Origin of the sequence: Erysipelothrix anatis (assembly GCF_009828745.1) — a bacterium.
GTDB lineage: Bacteria > Bacillota_I > Bacilli_A > Erysipelotrichales > Erysipelotrichaceae > Erysipelothrix > Erysipelothrix anatis.
The window spans coordinates 1-21153 of sequence record NZ_WTSX01000017.1 but is presented as its reverse complement, the minus strand read 5'-3'; the positions used below and the strand labels follow the sequence as shown (position 1 = coordinate 21153).

Annotated in this window: 22 protein-coding genes and 1 pseudogene; 20 read left to right on the top strand and 3 right to left on the bottom strand. The window is 38.6% G+C overall.

Translation table 11 applies throughout. The annotated features are described in order from the left end of the window. The first annotated feature begins 36 nt into the window (after positions 1-36). The 18 genes from GVV19_RS10210 to GVV19_RS10125 all read left to right on the top strand — a co-directional run bounded on the left by GVV19_RS10210 (position 37) and on the right by GVV19_RS10125 (position 18466). On the top strand, positions 37-882 hold the full coding sequence (locus GVV19_RS10210; RefSeq protein ID WP_159639758.1) for a PRD domain-containing protein: 846 nt from the start codon (positions 37-39) through the stop codon (positions 880-882). Between the two features lie 109 nt (positions 883-991). After that, positions 992-2401, top strand: a complete 1410-nt coding sequence (gene treP, locus GVV19_RS10205; protein ID WP_159639757.1) for a PTS system trehalose-specific EIIBC component — start codon at positions 992-994, stop codon at positions 2399-2401. Then, positions 2391-4016, top strand: a complete 1626-nt coding sequence (locus GVV19_RS10200) for an alpha,alpha-phosphotrehalase (protein WP_159647405.1) — start codon at positions 2391-2393, stop codon at positions 4014-4016. The genes treP and GVV19_RS10200 overlap by 11 nt, the downstream gene beginning before the upstream one ends. Before the next feature lie 162 nt (positions 4017-4178). Then, entirely contained in the window at positions 4179-4658 is a 480-nt protein-coding gene (locus GVV19_RS10195) for a PTS sugar transporter subunit IIA (protein WP_159634518.1), read from the top strand. Between the two features lie 60 nt (positions 4659-4718). Further along, positions 4719-5189: an NUDIX hydrolase gene (locus GVV19_RS10190; protein WP_159647403.1), complete on the top strand. Its 471-nt coding sequence runs from the start codon at positions 4719-4721 to the stop codon at positions 5187-5189. 25 nt (positions 5190-5214) lie between these two features. Then, on the top strand, positions 5215-6240 hold the full coding sequence (gene queA / locus GVV19_RS10185; protein ID WP_159647401.1) for a tRNA preQ1(34) S-adenosylmethionine ribosyltransferase-isomerase QueA: 1026 nt from the start codon (positions 5215-5217) through the stop codon (positions 6238-6240). A gap of 12 nt (positions 6241-6252) precedes the next feature. Continuing rightward, a complete protein-coding gene (locus tag GVV19_RS10180) occupies positions 6253-6759 on the top strand; it encodes a hypothetical protein (protein WP_159647399.1) in 507 nt (168 codons plus the stop codon). After that, positions 6756-7094: a hypothetical protein gene (locus GVV19_RS10175; RefSeq protein ID WP_159634506.1), complete on the top strand. Its 339-nt coding sequence runs from the start codon at positions 6756-6758 to the stop codon at positions 7092-7094. Before GVV19_RS10180 ends, GVV19_RS10175 begins: the two co-directional genes overlap by 4 nt. 63 nt (positions 7095-7157) lie before the next feature. Beyond that, complete coding sequence (locus GVV19_RS10170; RefSeq protein ID WP_159634503.1) at positions 7158-7754, top strand: SGNH/GDSL hydrolase family protein; 597 nt, start codon at positions 7158-7160, stop codon at positions 7752-7754. Continuing rightward, on the top strand, positions 7751-8464 hold the full coding sequence (locus tag GVV19_RS10165; RefSeq protein WP_159639750.1) for a TrmH family RNA methyltransferase: 714 nt from the start codon (positions 7751-7753) through the stop codon (positions 8462-8464). Before GVV19_RS10170 ends, GVV19_RS10165 begins: the two co-directional genes overlap by 4 nt. After that, entirely contained in the window at positions 8461-10215 is a 1755-nt protein-coding gene (gene nadE, locus GVV19_RS10160; protein ID WP_159647397.1) for an NAD(+) synthase, read from the top strand. Before GVV19_RS10165 ends, nadE begins: the two co-directional genes overlap by 4 nt. A gap of 263 nt (positions 10216-10478) precedes the next feature. Further along, positions 10479-11195, top strand: coding sequence for a CAP domain-containing protein (locus GVV19_RS10155; protein WP_159647395.1), 717 nt, complete (start codon positions 10479-10481; stop codon positions 11193-11195). 277 nt (positions 11196-11472) lie between these two features. After that, positions 11473-13629: an ABC transporter ATP-binding protein gene (locus GVV19_RS10150; protein WP_159647393.1), complete on the top strand. Its 2157-nt coding sequence runs from the start codon at positions 11473-11475 to the stop codon at positions 13627-13629. After that, positions 13616-15418, top strand: coding sequence for an ABC transporter ATP-binding protein (locus GVV19_RS10145; protein ID WP_159647391.1), 1803 nt, complete (start codon positions 13616-13618; stop codon positions 15416-15418). Before GVV19_RS10150 ends, GVV19_RS10145 begins: the two co-directional genes overlap by 14 nt. Positions 15419-15521: 103 nt before the next feature. Further along, positions 15522-16205, top strand: coding sequence for a YjjG family noncanonical pyrimidine nucleotidase (locus tag GVV19_RS10140; protein WP_159634485.1), 684 nt, complete (start codon positions 15522-15524; stop codon positions 16203-16205). 8 nt (positions 16206-16213) lie between these two features. Next, positions 16214-16420, top strand: coding sequence for a hypothetical protein (locus tag GVV19_RS10135; RefSeq protein ID WP_159634482.1), 207 nt, complete (start codon positions 16214-16216; stop codon positions 16418-16420). 31 nt (positions 16421-16451) lie between these two features. Further along, positions 16452-18125: a MutS-related protein gene (locus tag GVV19_RS10130; RefSeq protein ID WP_159647389.1), complete on the top strand. Its 1674-nt coding sequence runs from the start codon at positions 16452-16454 to the stop codon at positions 18123-18125. A gap of 110 nt (positions 18126-18235) precedes the next feature. After that, positions 18236-18466 (top strand): hypothetical protein, encoded by a 231-nt coding sequence (locus tag GVV19_RS10125; protein ID WP_159639743.1) that lies wholly within the window; start codon positions 18236-18238, stop codon positions 18464-18466. Between the two features lie 121 nt (positions 18467-18587). Here the strand turns inward: GVV19_RS10125 and GVV19_RS10120 are convergent, their stop codons facing one another. Both GVV19_RS10120 and GVV19_RS10115 read right to left on the bottom strand, forming a co-directional pair. Beyond that, entirely contained in the window at positions 18588-18827 is a 240-nt protein-coding gene (locus tag GVV19_RS10120) for a NifU family protein (protein WP_159634473.1), read from the bottom strand. Between the two features lie 5 nt (positions 18828-18832). Further along, positions 18833-19291, bottom strand: coding sequence for a divergent PAP2 family protein (locus GVV19_RS10115; RefSeq protein WP_159634470.1), 459 nt, complete (start codon positions 19289-19291; stop codon positions 18833-18835). Between the two features lie 69 nt (positions 19292-19360). Between GVV19_RS10115 and GVV19_RS10835 the strand changes: the two are divergent. Continuing rightward, a pseudogene (locus GVV19_RS10835) lies at positions 19361-19537 on the top strand (S1 RNA-binding domain-containing protein); the annotation flags it as partial. A gap of 192 nt (positions 19538-19729) precedes the next feature. Continuing rightward, on the top strand, positions 19730-21001 hold the full coding sequence (locus GVV19_RS10110; protein WP_236262345.1) for a glucose-6-phosphate isomerase: 1272 nt from the start codon (positions 19730-19732) through the stop codon (positions 20999-21001). Positions 21002-21069: 68 nt separating this feature from the next. Here GVV19_RS10110 and GVV19_RS10915 read toward each other — a convergent pair. Then, on the bottom strand, positions 21070-21153 hold an 84-nt coding region (locus tag GVV19_RS10915), incomplete at its 5' end, for an IS3 family transposase (protein ID WP_328598615.1).

Sequence of the window (21153 nt, the reverse complement as noted above, 5' to 3'; positions counted from 1 at the left end):
CATTTAAACGGTACAATGCACACAGGAGAACTCACGATGGAAAAAACGTACCGAATAAAAAAAATACTCAACAATAACGTTGTGAGTGCCATGAGTGGACTCCAGGAAGTTATTATAGTTGGGATGGGTGTTGGCTTTCAGGGGAAAGTTCATGCCAAAGTTGATAACCGAAAAATTGAAAAAGTCTTCGAACTCAAGCAAGAAGATGTTTTAAAGACGTCTCAGCTTGTTCGCGATATTCCTGAAAGTATGTTCTATGACATGTATCGTCTGATTGATAATGTGTCGAAGCAAACGCGAATCAATTTGGATGCTCATGCGTATGTAACGTTGATTGATCATATTAATTTTGCGATGGAACGTCATCGAAGTGGTCAAGATATTAAAAATTTAATGAACTATGATCTTCAAATTCTTTATGGTGATGAGTTCCAATTTGGAACTCGATTGCTTGAAATGGTCAACACAAAGTATGGAATTAATATGCCTGACGATGAAATTGGATTCCTGACGATGCATATTGTGAATGGTGCCCATGCGGATATTAAAAACCAATCCTCGATTCTAACGGACACGGTTCTAAACTGTTTGAATATTGTTCGTGATTACTATTTAATCTCATTGAAACTAGAAGAAGCAGCAACACAACGCATCACAATTCATATAAAAATGCTCGTCCAGCGGGCACTGAGCGATACACAAATTGACTTCGAAGAAAATATCTTGTACAATGTTATTGAAGAATTTGATAGTGCTTACAAATGTTCGCTACAAATTCAGGAATACATTGAAAATCGTTTAAAGAAAAAACTAAACCCACAAGAACTTGTCTATCTTACAATTCATCTAAACCGTTTGGAGATGATGAATAAAGGCAAGTGAGGATTTGTTACCGGAATTATGGGCAAGCCTCTCAAGTGCGTCTTTTATGGCGTCTTGGGAGGCTTTTTATGTTTTCTTCTTTAAACCCCATTCCAAAGGAGGAAAGAAGATGGGAAAATATCAAAATGACGCACGTGATTTACTAAAACACGTGGGTGGCAAGGATAATATTGGGGCTGTAACACACTGTGTCACACGGATGCGTTTTGTGTTAAATCATCCTGACCAAGCTGAGATTGAAGCAATTGAAAAGATTCCAGCAGTCAAAGGAACGTTTACACAAGCTGGTCAATTTCAAGTCATCATTGGAAATGATGTCGATCTTTTCTACAATGATTTTGTAGAAATATCTGGAGTTGAAGGGACCACAAAAGAAGGTGTCAAAACACTCGCTAAAACGAATCAGGGTAAAGTTCAACAACTCATGAGCAACTTGGCAGAAATTTTTGCACCGCTTATTCCTGCATTAATTATTGGGGGACTCATTCTTGGGTTTAGAAATATTCTGGAAGGTGTTACATGGGGCGAGTGGGGTAAAATCGTCGATAACTCACAATTCTGGGCAGGGATTAACCACTTCTTATGGCTCATCGGAGAAGCAATTTTCCAATTCCTACCAGTCGGAATCACATGGTCAATTTCACGCAAGATGGGAACAACACAAATCTTAGGAATTGTCTTAGGGATTACTTTAGTTTCACCACAATTAATGAATGCGTATGAGGTAGCTGGTGCAACAGCAATTCCTTTCTGGGATTTTGGATTTGCACAAGTTCAAATGATTGGGTATCAGGCACAGGTCATTCCTGCAATGCTTGCTGGATTTACTCTGGTATATCTGGAACGGTTCTGGAAGAAAATCATCCCAAGTGCTGTCTCAATGATTTTTGTACCACTCTTCGCATTAGTACCTGCAGTCTTAATTGCACACGTTGTTTTAGGTCCTATTGGATGGACAATTGGTTCATGGATTTCAAATGTCGTCTATTCAGGTCTAACATCATCATTTAGAATTCTCTTTGCAGGAATCTTTGGTTTCTTCTATGCACCCCTAGTCTTAACAGGATTACATCACATGAGTAATGCGATTGATATGCAGCTCGTTAATGACTTTGGTGGAACGCTCTTATGGCCAATGATTGCATTTAGTAATATTGCTCAAGGGAGTGCAGTTCTTGGAATTTGGTGGCTCCATCGAGGCAATACCGAAGAAGAGCAAGTATCGATTCCTTCCATTATTTCAGCATATCTTGGTGTTACGGAACCAGCAATGTTCGGAATTAACTTGAAGTATAACTATCCATTTATTGCTGCGATGATTGGTTCATCAATTGCGGCTGTTATCTCGGTTGGATTTGGATTGATGGCTAACTCAATTGGAGTTGGTGGATTGCCAGGATTCTTATCATTTAATATTGACCGTTGGCCATTATTCTTTATGATTGCCCTCGTTGTCATTATTGTTCCGTTTGTAATTACTGTCGCATATGGCAGAAAGGTTGAGGGCAATGCAAAATAAGTTACCGATAGTTTATCAGATTTATCCAAAGTCATTTTATGATACAAATGGGGATGGAATTGGAGATGTTCAAGGAATTATTGAAAAGTTGGATTACCTCCAATATTTAGGTATCGATATGATTTGGCTAACTCCGATTTTTACATCACCACAGCGTGATAATGGATACGACGTAGCGGATTATCTTGCAATTGATCCTGTTTTTGGGACAATGGAATCGGTTGAAACGTTGATACAAGAAGCTAAAAAACGTGATATTGGTATTATGTTTGATATGGTTTTAAATCATACTTCAACAGAACATGCATGGTTCAAACGAGCACTCAAGGATCCACAATATCAAGACTTCTATTTCTTCCGCGAGAAACCAACCAATTGGGAGTCAAAGTTTGGAGGAAATGCTTGGGAATATGTTGAATCGCTCAATCTGTATTATTTACATCTTTTTGATGTAACCCAAGCGGATTTGAACTGGGAACATGAACCTGTTTTCCAAGCACTCGTAGATGTTGTGAATTTCTGGCTGGATAAGGGAATTCAAGGACTTCGTTTTGATGTCATTAATCTGGTCTCTAAACCTAATCCCGATACTTTTGAAGATGATTTTGAAGGGGACGGACGTCGATTCTATACCGATGGCCCGCGAATTCACGAACACCTTCACCGCTTGAATCAAGAAACATTCGGAAAATATCCCAATATCACCACTGTTGGTGAACTCTCGTCGACAGATGTTCAAAATGGAGTTGCTTATGCAACTCCAGAAAATAAAGAGTTATCCACAATTTTCAACTTCCATCATCTAAAAGTGGATTACAAAGATGGAAAGAAATGGGAATTAATGCCATTTGATTTCTTGCAATTCAAAACATTGATGAAAACATGGCAAGATGCAATGGCAGCAAATAATGCGAACATGTCGTTATTTTTAAATAATCATGACCAACCCCGTTCTGTATCTCGTTTCGGAAATGATCAAGAATATCCATTTGAATCGGCAACTGCGCTGGCAACCGCGATGCAATTAATGCGCGGAATGCCTTATATTTTTCAAGGTGAAGAGATTGGGTTACCGAATGCATACTTTGATAGCATTGACGATTATCGTGATGTAGAGTCGATTAATTATTATGAAATTCTAAGAACATCGATGTCAGATAATGAAGCACTTGAAATTTTACGCCAACGCTCGCGCGATAACTCAAGAACTCCCATTCCTTGGGATGATACCATACATCATGGTTTTACGACAGGAACCCCGTGGTTAGGATTGACCAAATATCCAAATGTCCAAACAGTTGCAGATAACCTTGATAATCCGAATTCAGTCTTCCATTATTACCGCAAACTGATTGCGTTACGAAAGACTTTGCGAATTATTGAATCGGGATCGATAACATTTGAAGCAATGGATCATCCGGAGCTTATGATTTATACCCGCGAATATAACGGAGAAACGATTGTAGTGGTCATTAATTTTTATGGCAATACCGTTGCATATCAACCGAAACAAAACGTTAAAGAAATCTTGCTTTCCAATGTGGGACGTACGACTTTAACTGCAACATGCGAATTGAAACCGTATGAAGCATGTGTCTACGCCATCACTGCGTAATGTAAACTAGAGATGAATACGTCACAAATGTCATTGTAATTTCATAATAAATAGTCGTTAACGTATCTATTCCGCGTGAATAAATGATAAAATAGATACACAAGCGCCAACAATCAACTAATAATGACTTGATGCGGCGTAGCGCCACTTGGAGGTATATATATGTTTTTTAAACGTAAAAAGAAAATAACAGATGAATCATATGGAGCATTCGGAACTGGAACTGTTTTATCATTAGAACAAGTTCCTGATCCTGTCTTTGCCCAAAAAATGATGGGTGATGGTTATGCCATTGAATTAACCGAAGGAACAATCGTTGCACCTTCAGAAGGTGAAGTAACGGTTGTGTTCCCAACGGGCCATGCCTATGGTATTGTCAGAGAAGATGGCGTTGAAATTCTTGTTCACTTAGGAATTGATACGGTTCAACTTGAAGGCAAAGGATTTGTATCGCACGTTAAAGTCGGTGATAAAGTATCCCGTGGAGATAAACTTGCAACGATGGATCTTGACCTCATCAAGGCGGCTGGAAAATCAATTATCAGTCCAATGATTATAACATCAGGCCAAGCGATAACATTACATCGTGATGGTGAAACAGTAACACCAACCACTGAGGATATCTTCTCAGTAAACGCATAATTTTAAAGCTTAGGATATCCTAAGCTTTTTTGTATATCAAAGGATAGATAGGAGTTACTTATGGAATATTACAAATACTTACGACAATTTGTTGGGCACCGTCCAATTATATTGCCAGGTTCAGTTGTACTTGTTTTTGATAGTGCTGGGGCAGTTCTTTTGGAGCAGCGTACTTCAGGTCATTTTGGCCTTCCTGGAGGAATGATGGATCTTGGCGAAAGTTTTGAAACAGTTGCCCTTCGAGAAGTCAAAGAAGAAACTAACCTGACGATTCGAACACTGGAATTTTTCAAAAATTATTCAGGACCGTCGCATCATGTTGTACTCGAAAATGGGGATGAGATGTACGTTGTAACCGCGGTTTTCTATACAATGGACTATGATGGAGATTTGCAACATAATCCTGATGAATCCCTAGGTGTTCATTTTTTTCCACTGGATCAATTGCCAGAATTAATGGTTCCCGTTCACTTACGAATGATTCAAGAATTCCAAGAGTTCGCAATCACAAAAGGGAATGTGTTAAAATAGTAAAGAACTTTTTAGGAGAACACTTATGAACGTAAATGATTTTGATTTTTACCTTCCAGAGTCACTGATAGCACAAACACCTGCCGCCAAACGCAGTGAGTCGCGCTTATTGGTTGTGGACGGTATGAATCTTGAAGATAAACACTTCTACAATATAACTGACTACTTGCATGAAGGGGACGTCTTGGTGGTTAATAACACTCGCGTTATTGCTGCTCGTCTTTTCGGAGAAAAACCTGAGACAGGTGCACATGTTGAGTTGTTGATTCTTAAATTTGAAGGGACAACTGCAGAATGCCTAGTTGGAAACGCTAAGGTTGTGAAACTAGGAACAGAACTAAGTTTTGGTGGCGGAAAACTGAAAGCTATCTGTACTAAAATTGGCGAAGAAGGCATTCGATTCTTTGACCTAATTTTTGAGGGGATATTCTTAGAGGTGCTGGATGAACTGGGACAAATGCCGTTGCCACCGTATATTCATGAACGTCTTGAAGATAAAGAGCGTTATCAAACAGTTTATTCGGAAGTTGCAGGAAGTGCTGCGGCACCCACTGCAGGATTACACTTTACTGAAGAAATCCTTGACCAATTGAAAGCAAAAGGTGTTATGATTGTTCCTGTAACATTACATGTCGGTTTAGGAACATTCCGACCTGTCAAAGTAGATAATATTTTCGAGCATACGATGCATGCCGAATCATACTTTATGACCCAAGAAACAGCAGATGTTTTAAATCAAGCACGTGCCGAAGGTCGTCGTATTGTAGCTGTTGGAACAACATCAGTCCGAACTTTGGAAACGATTATGAGCGAACATGGAACCTTTCTTGAGACAGAAGATGAAAGTAAAATATTTATCTATCCAGGATATGAATGGAAAGCAGTGGATGCAATTATTACGAACTTCCACTTGCCAAAATCTACACTCATTATGCTTGTCAGCGCCTTTGCTGGTAAAGCGGAAATTGACCACGCATATGCCCACGCAGTTGAAACTGAATATCGTTTCTTCTCCTTTGGCGATAGCATGATCTTGACCCATAAAAAATAAAAGAGGAGTCTTATGAAAATCAATAAAAATCCAGAGCGGTTAAAAATGATTCTAATTGTGATAGGAATTCAGTTCATTGTCGCAACAATAACGCTCTTAATGTATGGAAACGGTCACCCTTTAATTCAATATATTAGAGGGATTCATGTTGGTTTCCAAGTAATTATAATTAGTATTATAGGATTTATTATTTATGCGATTCCTGGTTATCTGCTCGTTATTTCAAAATCTAATAAGCGTAACCTTATCGCAACCATTGATTCAGCAGTTCTTGTACTAACGGGTATCTTACTTGCAACGTTTTTAATTATTTTTGCATACAGTTACGTGTTACACCTGAAGACGCCATGGTTATTCTATAGTCTTATGAACCCAATTTTTGGGAATTTAATGTACGATACGATGCAGATTCGATCGTTTATGAATCTTGTCTGGTTACCATCGACAATTATTCCGGGATTGGGAATATTGTTTGGTGCGTTTGTACGCCTTAAACAAGAAGGAGTTGTGAAAGTTTGAAACGTCATTGGACCGCATTACTGGCAATTGTTGCATCCGCAATAATTTACAGTCTGCTCTTAAAATTTATACCTGGAACCTTTACGTGGTTTCTAACATTTATTTGGATGGTTATGCTTCTAGTGATTGGACACTTTATGTCCCCACACAGCAAAGCAAATAACCGTTGGTTAGGAAAAGTTGTCATCGCAATCATCGTTGTCTTTATCTTTGGATTCCAACTGAATATTCTACAAGTACCAGAGTTTCGACAATTACTTGGAACCGTAGGAATTACCGGTGGGTTCCTCGATTTGCTCTTATTGTACTGTGGATGGGCATTTTTCCAAGTTTAAAAGAGTTTTCGAACTCTTTTTTTCGTTTAAACATGTATAATAAAATAAATGGGGTGACTGAATATGAGATTAAAGAAAAATGCGAACATCGTACTGTTGGGTGATAATACGTTTGTGAGTACATCATTAACACGATCATTAACGAAATCATTGCAAAATTATAACATTCATAACAGTGCACAAAAGCACTATCTTATGGAGGATGTATTGAATAATTTTCAATCCGATTGCACAACACTGAAACCAAGCGTTGTTTTTGTGAGTATTGGTAATGAAGATAGTTTGAGCTTACGGCGCGATATTTTATCGGGAACAACTGCATCCATGCTTAATTTTGAAAACCAGTATCATGAATTAGCCCGTAAACTGGATGCTATGACACTCAAACGTGTTGTCTTGATTGAACCTTTTTATGTATCTCGTTATGCAATCTGTGATCATGTTCGCTACGATATTCAGGATAAAATATACATCACCCGTAAAATTGCGAAATCGTATGGGTTTGAATTAATTACATTGGATGGCTTGCTGAATCAAGCGGCATTCGATACCGGAGCTTATAATATTGTTAAACCAAATGGTTTACAGTTGAAAAAACAAGGTGTTCGCGTTCTAGAGACTGCGATTTTGGATAAATTTAAAGAGTGGAGTATTCTATGATTGTATCAGGTAAAATAAGTGTTAAAGCAATTCTAAAAGAACGAAAACGAGAAATTAGTGCCGTCTATATTCTTGATAAACATCATGACAAAGAGTCGCGTTATGTTTTAGGAATTGCGCAGGGACTACCGATTGAACGGTTAGATCGTGAGGCTATGGATCAATTGGCAGGAAATACGAGCCATGGTGGATATTTAGTTGCATGCGGACCACGAATTTCGGATGGTTTTGATACGCTAAAGCAAGGACAACTTGCACTTATGTGTATTGAAGGGGTCACGGATCCTTTTAACCTTGGTGAGATTTGCCGTACGGTGGCGTCTTTGGGATTTGATGGTATTGTGACGCCAAACTATGATTTTTATGATAATGAAGCAAAACTGATTCGTGCAAGTGCTGGTGCAAGTGAATCGTTATGGTGGTTAAAATCTGATGATTTAGCGCACGATATGACTATTGTAAAAGAAAACGATGTTCGCATTGTTGCTGCATACCGTGGTGATGAGAGTGTTGCGCTTCATCACTACACGATGCCTAACCGTGTCTGTATTGCTTTAGGAGGCGCACTTCGTGGGCTTTCGCGCTCACTCCTTGATTTAAGTGATGATCATGTTCGAATTGATTATGATGCACGTGTCTCGTTGAGTACGGTTGGAGCAGCAACATCCTTTGCCTATGAGCACTATCGTCAAAAAGGAGTATCCGAATGAAACTAGCAATTATACAACAACGTATTTTTTCAAATAATCCACAACGAAACTTTGAAGCAATGAAAGCAGCGATTCAAACCCATAAGAATCAAGCAGATATCATTGTCTTCCCAGAAATGGCCGTCGGTGGTTACATGTTGGGGGATAAATATAATAATCTAGATACAATTCATGATTTCATGCAGTATAACGATCAATTAAAAGTGCTCTCTGAAGGAACCGCAGTTATTTGGGGAAATGTGCATCATGATGGAAAGCATTTATACAACGCGGCGTATTTTGCAGTTGATGGGGATTGGGCACAACGTGCATCTCAAACCGATCGGGGTATCTATTTCAAACACTTATTGCCTAACTATACATTTTTTGATGATAAACGTTATTTCCATGCGGGCCATGGTAATTTTGAACCGTTTGAATTTAAAGGTCAAAAAGTTGCAATTCAAATCTGCGAAGATATGTGGGATGAAACGCATGATATGTCACCTACGACACAAATGAAAGCCTATAACCCTGATGTAATGATTAATATTTCCGCATCACCATGGGTTAAAGGCAAAGAGACATCGCGCCTTGACACAATCCGTCGTCACAATCTATCAATGCCATTTGTTTATGTGAATGCCACGGGAATGCAAAACAATGGTAAAAATGTCGTAGTATTTGATGGTGGGTCATTGGTTGTGACGCCTAACACAATTCATGAGTTACCACAAAATTTTGAGCAATCAGAAACCGTGATTGATTTGATGGCCCTTGAGGCACATCAAAATCCAGTCGAGCACAAACTTTATGAAGCACTCATCCACGCAATTCGTTATTTTGATGAGGAAACACTTGCATACGGTCCAAAATGGGTCGTAGGTGTATCGGGTGGTCTTGATAGCAGTGTAACGGTATCGCTCTTAGTTAAAGCACTGGGAGAAGATCGTGTATTGGGTGTTACAATGCCAAGTAAATTCACACGTGACATTACCAAGAGTAATGCCTATCATCTCAGTGAAAAACTAAACTTTAAATTATTGGAGATTCCAATTGCTTCCATGGTTGATGCAACACTTGAAAGTTTAGGTCACGGTGGTTACGAAACGGTCGAAGGTTTATCCTATGAAAACATTCAAGCGCGTCTACGAGGCCATACATTGATGAGTGTATCGAGCCTAGAAAATGCTGTAGTTTCAAATAATGGAAATAAAATAGAGGTTGCATTGGGTTATGCAACGCTTTATGGTGATGCAATTGGTGCGCTGGCGATACTTGGAGATCTTACTAAGATGGAAGTTGGAAAAGTTGCGCAATCACTGAACGAAATTGCTGAGGCAGAACTCGTTCCACAAAACCTCATTCCTCATGACGAAGCAACACATGTATCTTGGGAATTTGCACCAAGTGCAGAATTAAAGGATGATCAATTTGATCCTATGAAATGGGGGTATCATGATGCTCTCATCGAATTCTTACAAAAAGACTCTTTGGAAGATTTGCTTACATCATATCGAGATGGTACCATTTACAATACGAAACTCGGTAGTTATCTCAAAACCTATCAATTGGATAAACCTGAAGCGTTTATCGATGATTTGAAATGGGTTATTCGAACGATGAATGTCGCTGTCTACAAGCGCATTCAAATGCCGCCGATTGTTTCAGTGAGTGACTATGCATATGGCATGACGTATCGTGAGAGCCAACTTCCACAGACTTACACACAGAAACAACGTGCACTTATGGAATCCATTCTTAAAATGTAAAAAGATAACTTAGGTTATCTTTTTTTATGTTTAATTCTAAATCTTAATTCCTCAATCACAAGAAAAACACACAGCAATTGAAAAATAGTTACCAAATAACCACTAAATACAGCATGTTAGTCAATATACAACGAACATGATTTAATAATTGTGCGATAAACCTTATAATGTGTCAGACACAATGGTATTATAATCCTATGTTCATGATAGGATGCCGTGTTGTATAAAACAACCCTTAGTAATTTTTTTGAAGGGGTGATTATGTGGAGAAAATACTACTGCTACTTATAGTAGTTTTACTTATCACGGGTTGTGCCTCAAATCAGCAACTGGGCATGGTGATGACTGGTGACACAGTGACCAGTTATTCCAAAGTAATTGATGAGCGAATTGAACCTATCTACTATGAAACAATTGAAAGACCTTCAGGATTATTGTTTGTTGGTGATTCGCGAATTGTTGAATCGGGAGCGGATGGGTATTATCGTTATGAAATCATTCAGTTAGAACATAATGGCGACATAACGACATATGAAAATCTTGCAGAGACAGTTCCTGCAACTGCAGAAATTATAGAAGTTGGGGTTAAAACCTTGGAGAGTGTGACACAAGGTGTTTATGATGATGCTTTTGCAAGTGCATTATTCGAATCAATTAATCAATCCCGACGTGATGTTTATTTAACAGAACTTTCGTGGTCGGATGAATTATCGCAAGCTGCTAAAACAAGGGCTAAGGAGCTTCTTATTACATTTGATCATAAACGTCCGGATGGACGCTTATGGGATACCGTGAGTAGCCATGTCTATGCTGAAAATATTGCATACGGACAAAAGACCTCTGAAGAAGCACAAGCTGGCTTCATGCAATCTGAATCACATCGTGACAATATTCTCTATGGAGATTTTGGGACGGTTGGAACTGCCGTAATTCGAGATGTTCGAGGCATGCATTACTACGTACAACTGTTTGGTTATTAGTAATGCCCTTGAACCGAAATAAAATACCGCGCTGTGTGGGGACCAGTGCGGTATTTTATTTATGACGTATCTTTCTAGAAATCAAATGTGTTACAGCTAAGGCTCTAAATTTACGAAAGTTGTTATCCTGTGATAACAACTTTTTCTATGGGAACGTGAAGATTTGTTAAAATCGAACCATTAAAATTGTCATGGCCGATAATTTGTAATATAATAGTAACTGAACATGGTTCATTTTATGAAATTTATGTGAAGATTATGAGAGAGAGGTACATGAATGAAACGTATTCTTAAGAATATGAAACCATTCATACTACTAGTTCTGGTAGCGATATCGCTCTTGTTTGTTCAGGCGTGGGCCGACCTAAAACTTCCGAATTATATGTCGGATATCGTAAACGTCGGAATCCAACAGTCGGGGATCGAACATGCAAGTCCAGAAGTAATGAGTAAGAATGGCTACGATCTAATCGCTGCTGTACTTCCAGAAACACAATCAAATGCATTTAAAAATGCATATACAGTATCTGGTAATGAAGCAGTCATCAACGATGATGTAGATCGAAAAGAAATCGATGTGTTAGTGGGAGAATCCATTTGGACATTGATGAACTACGAAATTCCCGGAACCGAACCGATGAACGGTCAAATGTCCGAAGATTTCAATATCACAGATCTTTACCCTGCAATTCCACTCTTTGAGTCCTTAGACAATTCAATCAAAGAAGCGGCATTTGCAAAGGCTGAAGAAACTCAAGATTCTTTAAAAGCACAAACAGGCGTCATGGTCGCAAAAATGCTTTATGAAGAACAAGGAACGGATATATCAACGTTACAACGTGACTATATCTTTAAGACCGGATTACAAATGCTAGGAATAACATTTGTTGGGGTTATTGCTGCTGTGTTAGTCGGACTATCCGCAACACGTACAGGGGCAGGATTTTCCCGTAATCTACGTCGTGAAGTCTTTGAAAAAATCCAAGGCTTCTCAAGTGCAGAATTTAATAAATTCTCACAATCATCAATGGTTGTTCGATCAGCCAATGATGTTACACAAGTACAAATGATGATCATGATGTCTATTCGAATTTTCTTCTATGCGCCAATTATGGCTATAGGTGGGATTGTCATGATTCAAAATAAAGCCGATTCCATGACGTGGTTAATTGGTGCAGCATGCGCCGCTCTCTTCGTTGTTCTTCTCTTTATTTATTTTGTTGCAATGCCGAAATTTAAAATACGACAATCGCTCGTAGACCGTTTAAACTTAGTTTTCCGAGAAAACTTAAGTGGTGTCATGGTTATGCGTGCATTTGGAAATACAGACTTTGAAAACAAACGATTTGAAAAAGCAAACGTTGATGTTGCAGACCTTACATTATTTGTGAACCGTGTCATGTCGATTATGATGCCAATCATGATGTTAATAATGAACATGACAGTTGTGGGAATCATTTGGTTTGGTGCAGGTGAAGTTTCAAATGGAATCATCCAAATCGGAGATATGATGGCCTTCGTGCAATATGCAATGCAAATTATTATGGCTTTCCTTATGATCTCGATGATGTTTATTTTTATTCCGCGTGCGATGGTATCATTAAACCGTATTAACGAAATTCTTGAAACGGAAAACTCAATTGAGGATCCGCAAACAAGCCTTCCGTTTGATGATACAAAACGAGGTGTTGTTGAGTTTGACAATGTTTCGTTTAAATATGACGGAGCGGATGAATATGTCCTCAAAGACATTAGTTTCACTGCACGACCAGGACAAACAACGGCCTTTATTGGGTCTACAGGGTCTGGGAAATCAACCTTAATCAACCTGATTCCACGCTTCTATGACGCAAGTGAAGGTGTTGTGCGTGTTGATGGTGTCGATGTGCGTGATATCGATCAGAAGACGCTTCGCGAAGACATCGGTTATATTCCTCAAAAAGGAATTTTACTGTCTGGAACGGTTGAAGAAAACTTGAAATACGGAAATCAAGGGGCAAGTGATGAACAAGTCCTCAAAGCATTAGAAATTGCGCAAGGAAACTTTATTCTTGATAAAGAAGAAGGACTCCAATATCGTATTGCACAAGGTGGAACAAACGTTTCTGGTGGACAACGCCAGCGACTCAGTATTGCACGTGCTTTAGTACGTGATGCGTCAATCTATATCTTTGATGATAGTTTCTCTGCTTTAGACTTTAAAACAGATCAACTTTTACGAAAAGCAATTCACGAAAATTATGAAGATGCAACACTGATGATTGTTGCACAACGTGTTAATACAATTATCGATGCAGATCAAATCATTGTATTGGACGAAGGTAAAATGGTAGGAATTGGAACTCACCAAGAACTCCTCAAATCCAGCGCCACATACTATGAAATTGCTGCGTCACAATTATCAGAGGAGGAATTGAATTATGGCAAAAAATAACAGTTCAGCTCCATCTGGAAAAGCAAAAGATATGAAGCAAACAATTCGCAAATTAGCAGGGTTGATTAAACCTCATATGGTGAAATTCATCTTTGTTCTGATTGCAGCACTCATCTCAACGGTTTTAGCAATCATTGGACCGAAGATTTTAGGACAAGCGACAACCGTTCTTTTTGAAGGATTGGTCTCTCGTGTCCAAGGACTTGGTGGTGTAGACTTTGAGAAGATTGGACAAATCCTTATCTTCCTCTCAGCTATTTACGGTTTTAGTTTCCTGTTTAGTTATATTCAAGGATTTGTGATGGCACGAATTTCTCGTGATATTACATTCAAATTGCGTAAAGATATGCAGGTTAAAATTGACCGCCTACCCCTTAGCTATTTTGACAAAACAACAGTTGGAGATACGCTCTCAATTGTAACGAACGATATTGACGTTATTGATACAAACTTGACCAATAGTATTACACAGATTCTCACATCGGTAACGACCATTGTTGGGGTCTTATATATGATGATCACGATTAACTGGCAAATGACGCTTGCGGCATTGCTCGTTATGCCGGTATCATTTGGAATCATGGTCTTTATCTTTAGCCGATCACAAAAATTCTTCCAAGCGCAACAAGACAACTTGGGAGAGTTGAACAGTCATATTGAGGAAATGTACGGAAGCCAAATTGTTGTTAAAGCTTATAATGCGGAAGACATTTCATTAGCAAAACATGATGAAATCAATAACCGTCTTTACGACTCAACATGGAAAAGTAATTTCTTCTCAGGCTTAGCACAACCAATGATGAACTTTATTGGGAATGCTGGTTATGTTGTAATTAGTATTCTTGGAGGTTGGTACGCAACGCAAGGAATGATTAGTGTTGGGGATATTCAATCCTTTATCCAATATATGCGTAACTTCTTAAATCCGATTGCACAATTAGGAAGTATTTCCGCACAATTCCAACAATCAATCGCGGCTGCAGAGCGCGTGTTCGAATTCTTAGAAGAGGACGAAGAACCGGCAGAAACACCCGTTGACTACGATTTGGAAACACTGCAAAGTTCTGTTATGTTTGAGAATGTAAACTTTGGATACCTTCCAGGACAGACAATTATCAATGACTTTAGTACCTACGTTAAACCAGGCCAAAAAGTCGCGATTGTTGGTCCAACAGGTGCTGGTAAAACAACCATTGTTAAACTGTTAATGCGTTTCTACGATGTTACTTCTGGATCAATTATGATTGACGGTATTGATATCCGAAACTTCAAACGTGAAGATTTACGTTCGACCATTGGTATGGTTCTTCAAGATACATGGTTATACAGTGGATCTATTAAAGAAAATATTCGCTACGGTAATCTCGCTGCAACGGATGAAGAAGTTTATACCGCTGCTCAAGAAGCACAGGTCGACCACTTTGTTCGAACCTTAGCTGATGGTTATGATACAGTTCTTAATGAAGAAACATCCAACGTTTCCCAAGGACAAAAACAATTATTAACAATCGCTCGTGCAATTCTTGCCGATCCGAAAATTATGATACTTGATGAAGCCACAAGTTCTGTTGATACACGTACCGAAGTTCTTATCCAACAAGCATTGGATAAATTGATGGAAGGACGTACGAGCTTTATTATTGCACACCGTCTCTCGACAATTCGTAACGCAGATATGATTCTTGTTATGGACAAAGGAGATATTATTGAAGTGGGAAATCATGAAGAACTCATCGCCAAAGATGGTTTCTATGCAACCCTCTACAATAGCCAATTTTCTGAAGACTAATCCTAAAGTCCGTGAGCTTAGCTCATGGACTTTTTTTCAAGTAAGCGATACAAAACGTTTAGAATGTTGTATTATTAGAAGTATGAAATAAGCGGGGTTTAAGATGAAGTATAAAACTATATTACTAGATATCGATAATACATTACTCGATTTCACAGCATCACAAGACATTGCTTTTGGTAAGTTACTTAACGATGTGGGCATTCCTTACAGCGATGCTCTCAAAGAAAAATATCTAGCCATAAATCATCAATTATGGCACGACCATGAAGCGGGCCATATTCCGAAAGAAACAATCATGGAACAGCGATTTGCGCGCTCATTTGAAGATTATGAAGTCAGCATGAGCGGATATGAAATGGATGATAAATTTCGACAACATGTAGAAAATCATCCCATTCTAATGCCCAATGCAAAGGAATTGCTTGCAAAAATTACAGATAAGTATACACTAGCAATAGTGACTAACGGTATAAGTCGAACACAACATAAACGCTTGCATAACGTTGGAATTCATGATATTTTTGATGCCATTGTTATTTCGAGTGATGTTGGTGCAACAAAACCAAGTCCTGTTTTCTTCGATTATACATTCAAACAATTACCACAGGCGGATAAAACAACAACATTGATTATCGGTGATTCATTGAGTGCAGATATTCAAGGTGGTAATCTTGCGGGAATAACGACCGTATGGTACAATCCAAAACAAATCGAAAACACCAGTAACATTATTCCGGATTATGAAATTGCGGACTTAATGGAACTACTCAGTATTGTGGAATAGGAGGATCTATGGCACAGAAGAGTAAAGATAAATCGACATATACAAGTATTGTAGGATTAGGAATACTTGTTACCTTAATGTGGATTTCAGATCGCATCTTATATCCTTTTGGCGGATGGCCAATGCTACGTATTATTAATTATGTATTAATGATTGCGGCAGTCGTGCTTATCATCCAAAAGTTTATAAAACTAACGAAACAAGCCAATAAATAGTGCTTGTTTCTTTTTCTATGAGGAGGAAACTATGGGCGTTATAATCGTAGCAGTTAGTGTTGTAGTAAGTGTGTTAGTTATTATCTTTTTGATTGCTAAATTTCAAAGAGAACAAACAATCCAAATGATTAAACAACAGTACGGAGAGAAACCGGAGTTTGATTCGCGGTTTTTTGAAATGGCTAATGCACGGTATCTTTTTGATCGTTTTACACCCGTACAGGCAATTGATGAGACAACGTTCCAAGATTTGGATATGGAGGCATTGTTTCACCGCATGAATGTAACGCAGTCTTCATTAGGAGAAAGCATGCTCTATTATCGGTTACGGGATATGCGCGAGCATAATCGCGATGATTTCGAATTAAAGGTCACAGCAATGGAAGATGAGGCAACACGACTCAAAGTGCTATTACCACTCAACCGCATTGGAAAACCGCGTGAGAAAATGATGCAAGCATACTTTGATGGTTATGAGCCCATTGATCATAACTTTAATATAATACTTATATTAGCCAGAGCCTTCGCAATTGGATCAATTCTCATGCTTTTTATCGATGTCACGGCGGGAATATTAGGGGTTACCTTTTCATTCATTGCCATGTTTGCACTTAATGAAAAAGTTACCGATCAAATAAAAGCCAACATAACCAGTGCAGCCTATTTTACCGATGTTATCAAGTGTGGCCACAAAATTACCAAGTTTGACCATGAATCTTTTGAAGTAGAAATGGAGCGTTTGCGATTATCGTTAAAACCTTTTAATGGTGTATCCGCGATGCTAAGCTTTGCGATGCCGACCAACCAAAGTGATATAATGGGTGTCAGTTTCTTTACAACGATACTATCAACTTATTTTTTGATAACACCCTTAGCCTACAGTCGCGTCATCAAAATCTATAATTCGAATCAAGACGCCATGCGTGAAGCTATAGAAATAATGGGAATGCTTGAAGTCTATGTCGCGACAGCTTCATATCGTGAATCATTGCAAAGTTATTCACTTCCGATCATATCGGATCGTTCCGCACCTAAATTTAGAAATATTGTCCATCCGTTGATTGAAGAAGCAGCGATTGCGAATACGGCTGAAATGGATCAAAGATGCCTGATAACGGGGTCGAATGCGAGTGGTAAATCGACCTTTGTCCGTGCATTGGCATTGAATACAATTTTAGGACAAAACTTCAATACATGTACTGCAGATTCGTTTGAATTGCGTCATGCTCAAGTCATTACATCGATGGCTATGCGGGATAACATTGAATCGGGAGATAGCTACTTTGTGACCGAGACAAAATCAATAAAACGAATATTAGATGCTGTAAAACATGAAGCATTCACACTTGTGTTTATTGATGAAATTTTAAAAGGAACCAATACAATCGAGCGGATTGCAGCATCAGCATCAGTGCTATCGGCTCTTGCTCATGAATCATGTTTTGTGGCTGCAGCGACACACGATATTGAACTTACGGAAATGCTGGGGACCATCTATACGAATTATCATTTCCGCGAAACGATCACCAACTACGGTATCGAATTTGATTATCAACTTCGCCAAGGCCCGTCGAACACAACCAATGCGATTCGATTACTTGAGCACTATGGATATGATCCGGAATTGGTTGCTGTAGCAGACGAACTGGCGTCACAGTTTAGAACAACACGGTCATGGTCACCTATTAATGACAACGATAAGTAAACTTATCGTTTTTCTTTGTACCAGATAAACATAAAAATTGACCACCTAAACCAAGAAACCTGTAGGAAGCTTCATGGGTTGCTATACTTGAACTAATGTGGGGTATATCTATGAAGAAAAAACAGTCCAGTCTCGTTCTAAGTATTATTGTCGCAACAATCGCATGCTATATGGGATTTAAAGTAATCCTCTTTTTGATTATCAAAAACATGGATGATGCGGCCGCACAACATCTTGATTTCATGAGTTTTATGACGGTTGATATTGTCGTGACTTTTATCGTTATTTTGGTGATTGCGATTATCGCATGGTTGGTTAAAAATACCCATACAAAAACATAAAGATGATGCAGCACTAAAAAGCATCCTCTATTCGTACACTTGTGCTAAGACAAGATACAAATAGAAGATGCTTTTTTTACTGTTTCTACTAGATTTGTGTCAATCCCAAATCGTATTGCGATTATAAATCGTAATCCTCGGCAATAACACCTGTGACTTCTTCAATTTCATCCATGAGCAGTGCTTCAACACCGCCACGTAGTGTGTAGTCAATTAAGCCACACCCAATGCAAGCTCCAAGAAGTCGTACCGTTACAACGCCTTTGTCACTGACACTTACGAATTCCATGTCACCGCCATCACGTTGAATATATGGTCTGATTTTATCTAACGATTGAATTATACGTTCTTCTAATGTCATGTTAATCACCCCTGAAAGAAATACAGAACAGATGCTGTGATTAATCCCAATAGGAAACCACCAATTACCTCAACCCATTTATGTCCTAAAACATCTTTGATTTTTTCACGATACACAGGATTTTCCAATGTAGTTTGTGTCAAAATTTCGATATCTTGGATGAGTTGTTTGGTCATCTTAATGTTTTGACCAGCATAATAGCGAACATTCGCAGCATCATAAATAACAGTTAATGAAAATACCAGCGAAATAAAGAAATACTGTGATTGGAACCCTGAGAGATACCCATACGACATCGTAAGACCAACAACCAAGGATGTATGTGAACTTGGGAAACCACCACTTTCGAAGATTGAACTTAAGTCTTTCTCCCCGGTTCTTAAATAGTAAAACAATGGCTTCAAGAGCTGTGCGAGCACATTCGCCAAGATTGCTGAAATGATTGGATAAAAATTTGAACTCATAGGATCCACCTCTGACTTTTATTATATCATACAAAAAAGGATGTGTTATAATATATAGGATATTGAGGTATGAAAATGAAACATAAGTATACAAATGGACAGATAGTTGAAGGTGTCATAACCGGAATCCAACCGTACGGTGCTTTTGTTGTCTTAGATGAAGAGACCACAGGTCTTATCCATATCTCAGAAGTTTCGGATGATTTTGTACGTGATATTCGTCAATATGTAACACAAGGGGAACATATTATTGCGAAGATTATTGATGTGAGTGAAGGACCCAGTCAATTGCGCTTATCATTGAAAGCATTGAACTATTCTTCGCGAAAAGATCGCACCGATAAAGACAATAAACGACCTTTAGTACCGGACGCTGAGTTGGGTTTTGAAACGCTTGAGACAATAATGCCTCGATGGTTGAAGCAAAAGGAGAAAGATATGGTTAAAGTAGATTTAAGCCACGCACTATTAGAAGGTAATGTGTTAGATTATCAAGAAGACGTGAATCGTATTCATGAAATGTTACATGCAGGTACTGGAAAAGGAAGCGACTATACAGGATGGTTAGACTGGGCAAACCGTTATGATAAAGAAGAGTTTGCACGTATCAAAACTGCTGCTAAACGCATACAAGAACAAGCTGATGTTCTTTTAGTATGTGGTATTGGTGGATCATACTTAGGCGCTCGTGCAGCGATTGAAATGCTGCAAGGACCTTATGCACAATCAGACTTAGAAATAATTTATGTGGGAAATACATTCTCATCAACTGCAATAGTTCGTATTTTGAACTATATTAAAGGCAAACGTGTTGCAGTGAATGTCATCTCCAAATCTGGAACAACAACAGAGACAGCACTCGCATTCCGTATGATTCGTCAGCACATGGAAGCAGTCTATGGCGAAGAAGAAGCAGCACAACGCATCTATGCTACAACCGATGCAAAGAATGGTCTTTTAAAACCACTTGCCGACACCAAAGGGTATGAAACTTTTGTGATTCCTGATGATATTGGCGGTCGCTTCTCAGTTATTACACCAGTAGGACTTTTACCAATTGCGGCTGCAGGGATTGATATTGATGCGTTAATGCAAGGTGTCAAAGACGCTACATTTGAATTTAATACGCCTGACCTTACAGCAAACCCTGCATACACTTATGCAGTAGCACGCCGTATGCTAGAAAAACAAGGGAAGGTTACAGAGATGTTTGTGAGTTATGAAACTCACATGCTTTTTGTTGCTGAATGGTGGAAACAACTCTTTGGCGAATCTGAAGGAAAAGAAGGCAAGGGTATATTACCAGCAAGCGTGAACTTTTCAACAGACTTGCATTCAATGGGACAACACATCCAAGACGGAACTAAAAATATATTTGAAACGGTCGTACTCATCGATAATCCAATCGAAGATATGTTAGTACCTGAAGAATTAAATGATCTTGACCAAATGAATTATCTCGCAGGCAAGAGCCTACACTGGATAAATCAAAAAGCATTTGAAGGAACGCTTGAGGCTCATGAAGTTACAGGTGGAGTTCCTAACATCTTGATCTCAATTGAGAAAGCCGATGCCTATACATTTGGATATATGGTCTATTTCTTCTTTACGGCACTTGCAATGTCAGTTTACATGTTGGATGTGAATCCATTTGATCAACCTGGCGTTGAAGTTTACAAAAAGAACATGTTCCGTTTACTCGGAAAATAAGTCAAAATAAAAACCCTCTATTATCAATGGAACTGACCTAGTTCCTTGGGACTCAAGAAAAAACCAAGTTAGGATGAAGCCAACCGATAATTAACGGGAGACTGATATCCTAGCTTTTCTTGTATTCGATTTTCATTGTAATATTTTAAATA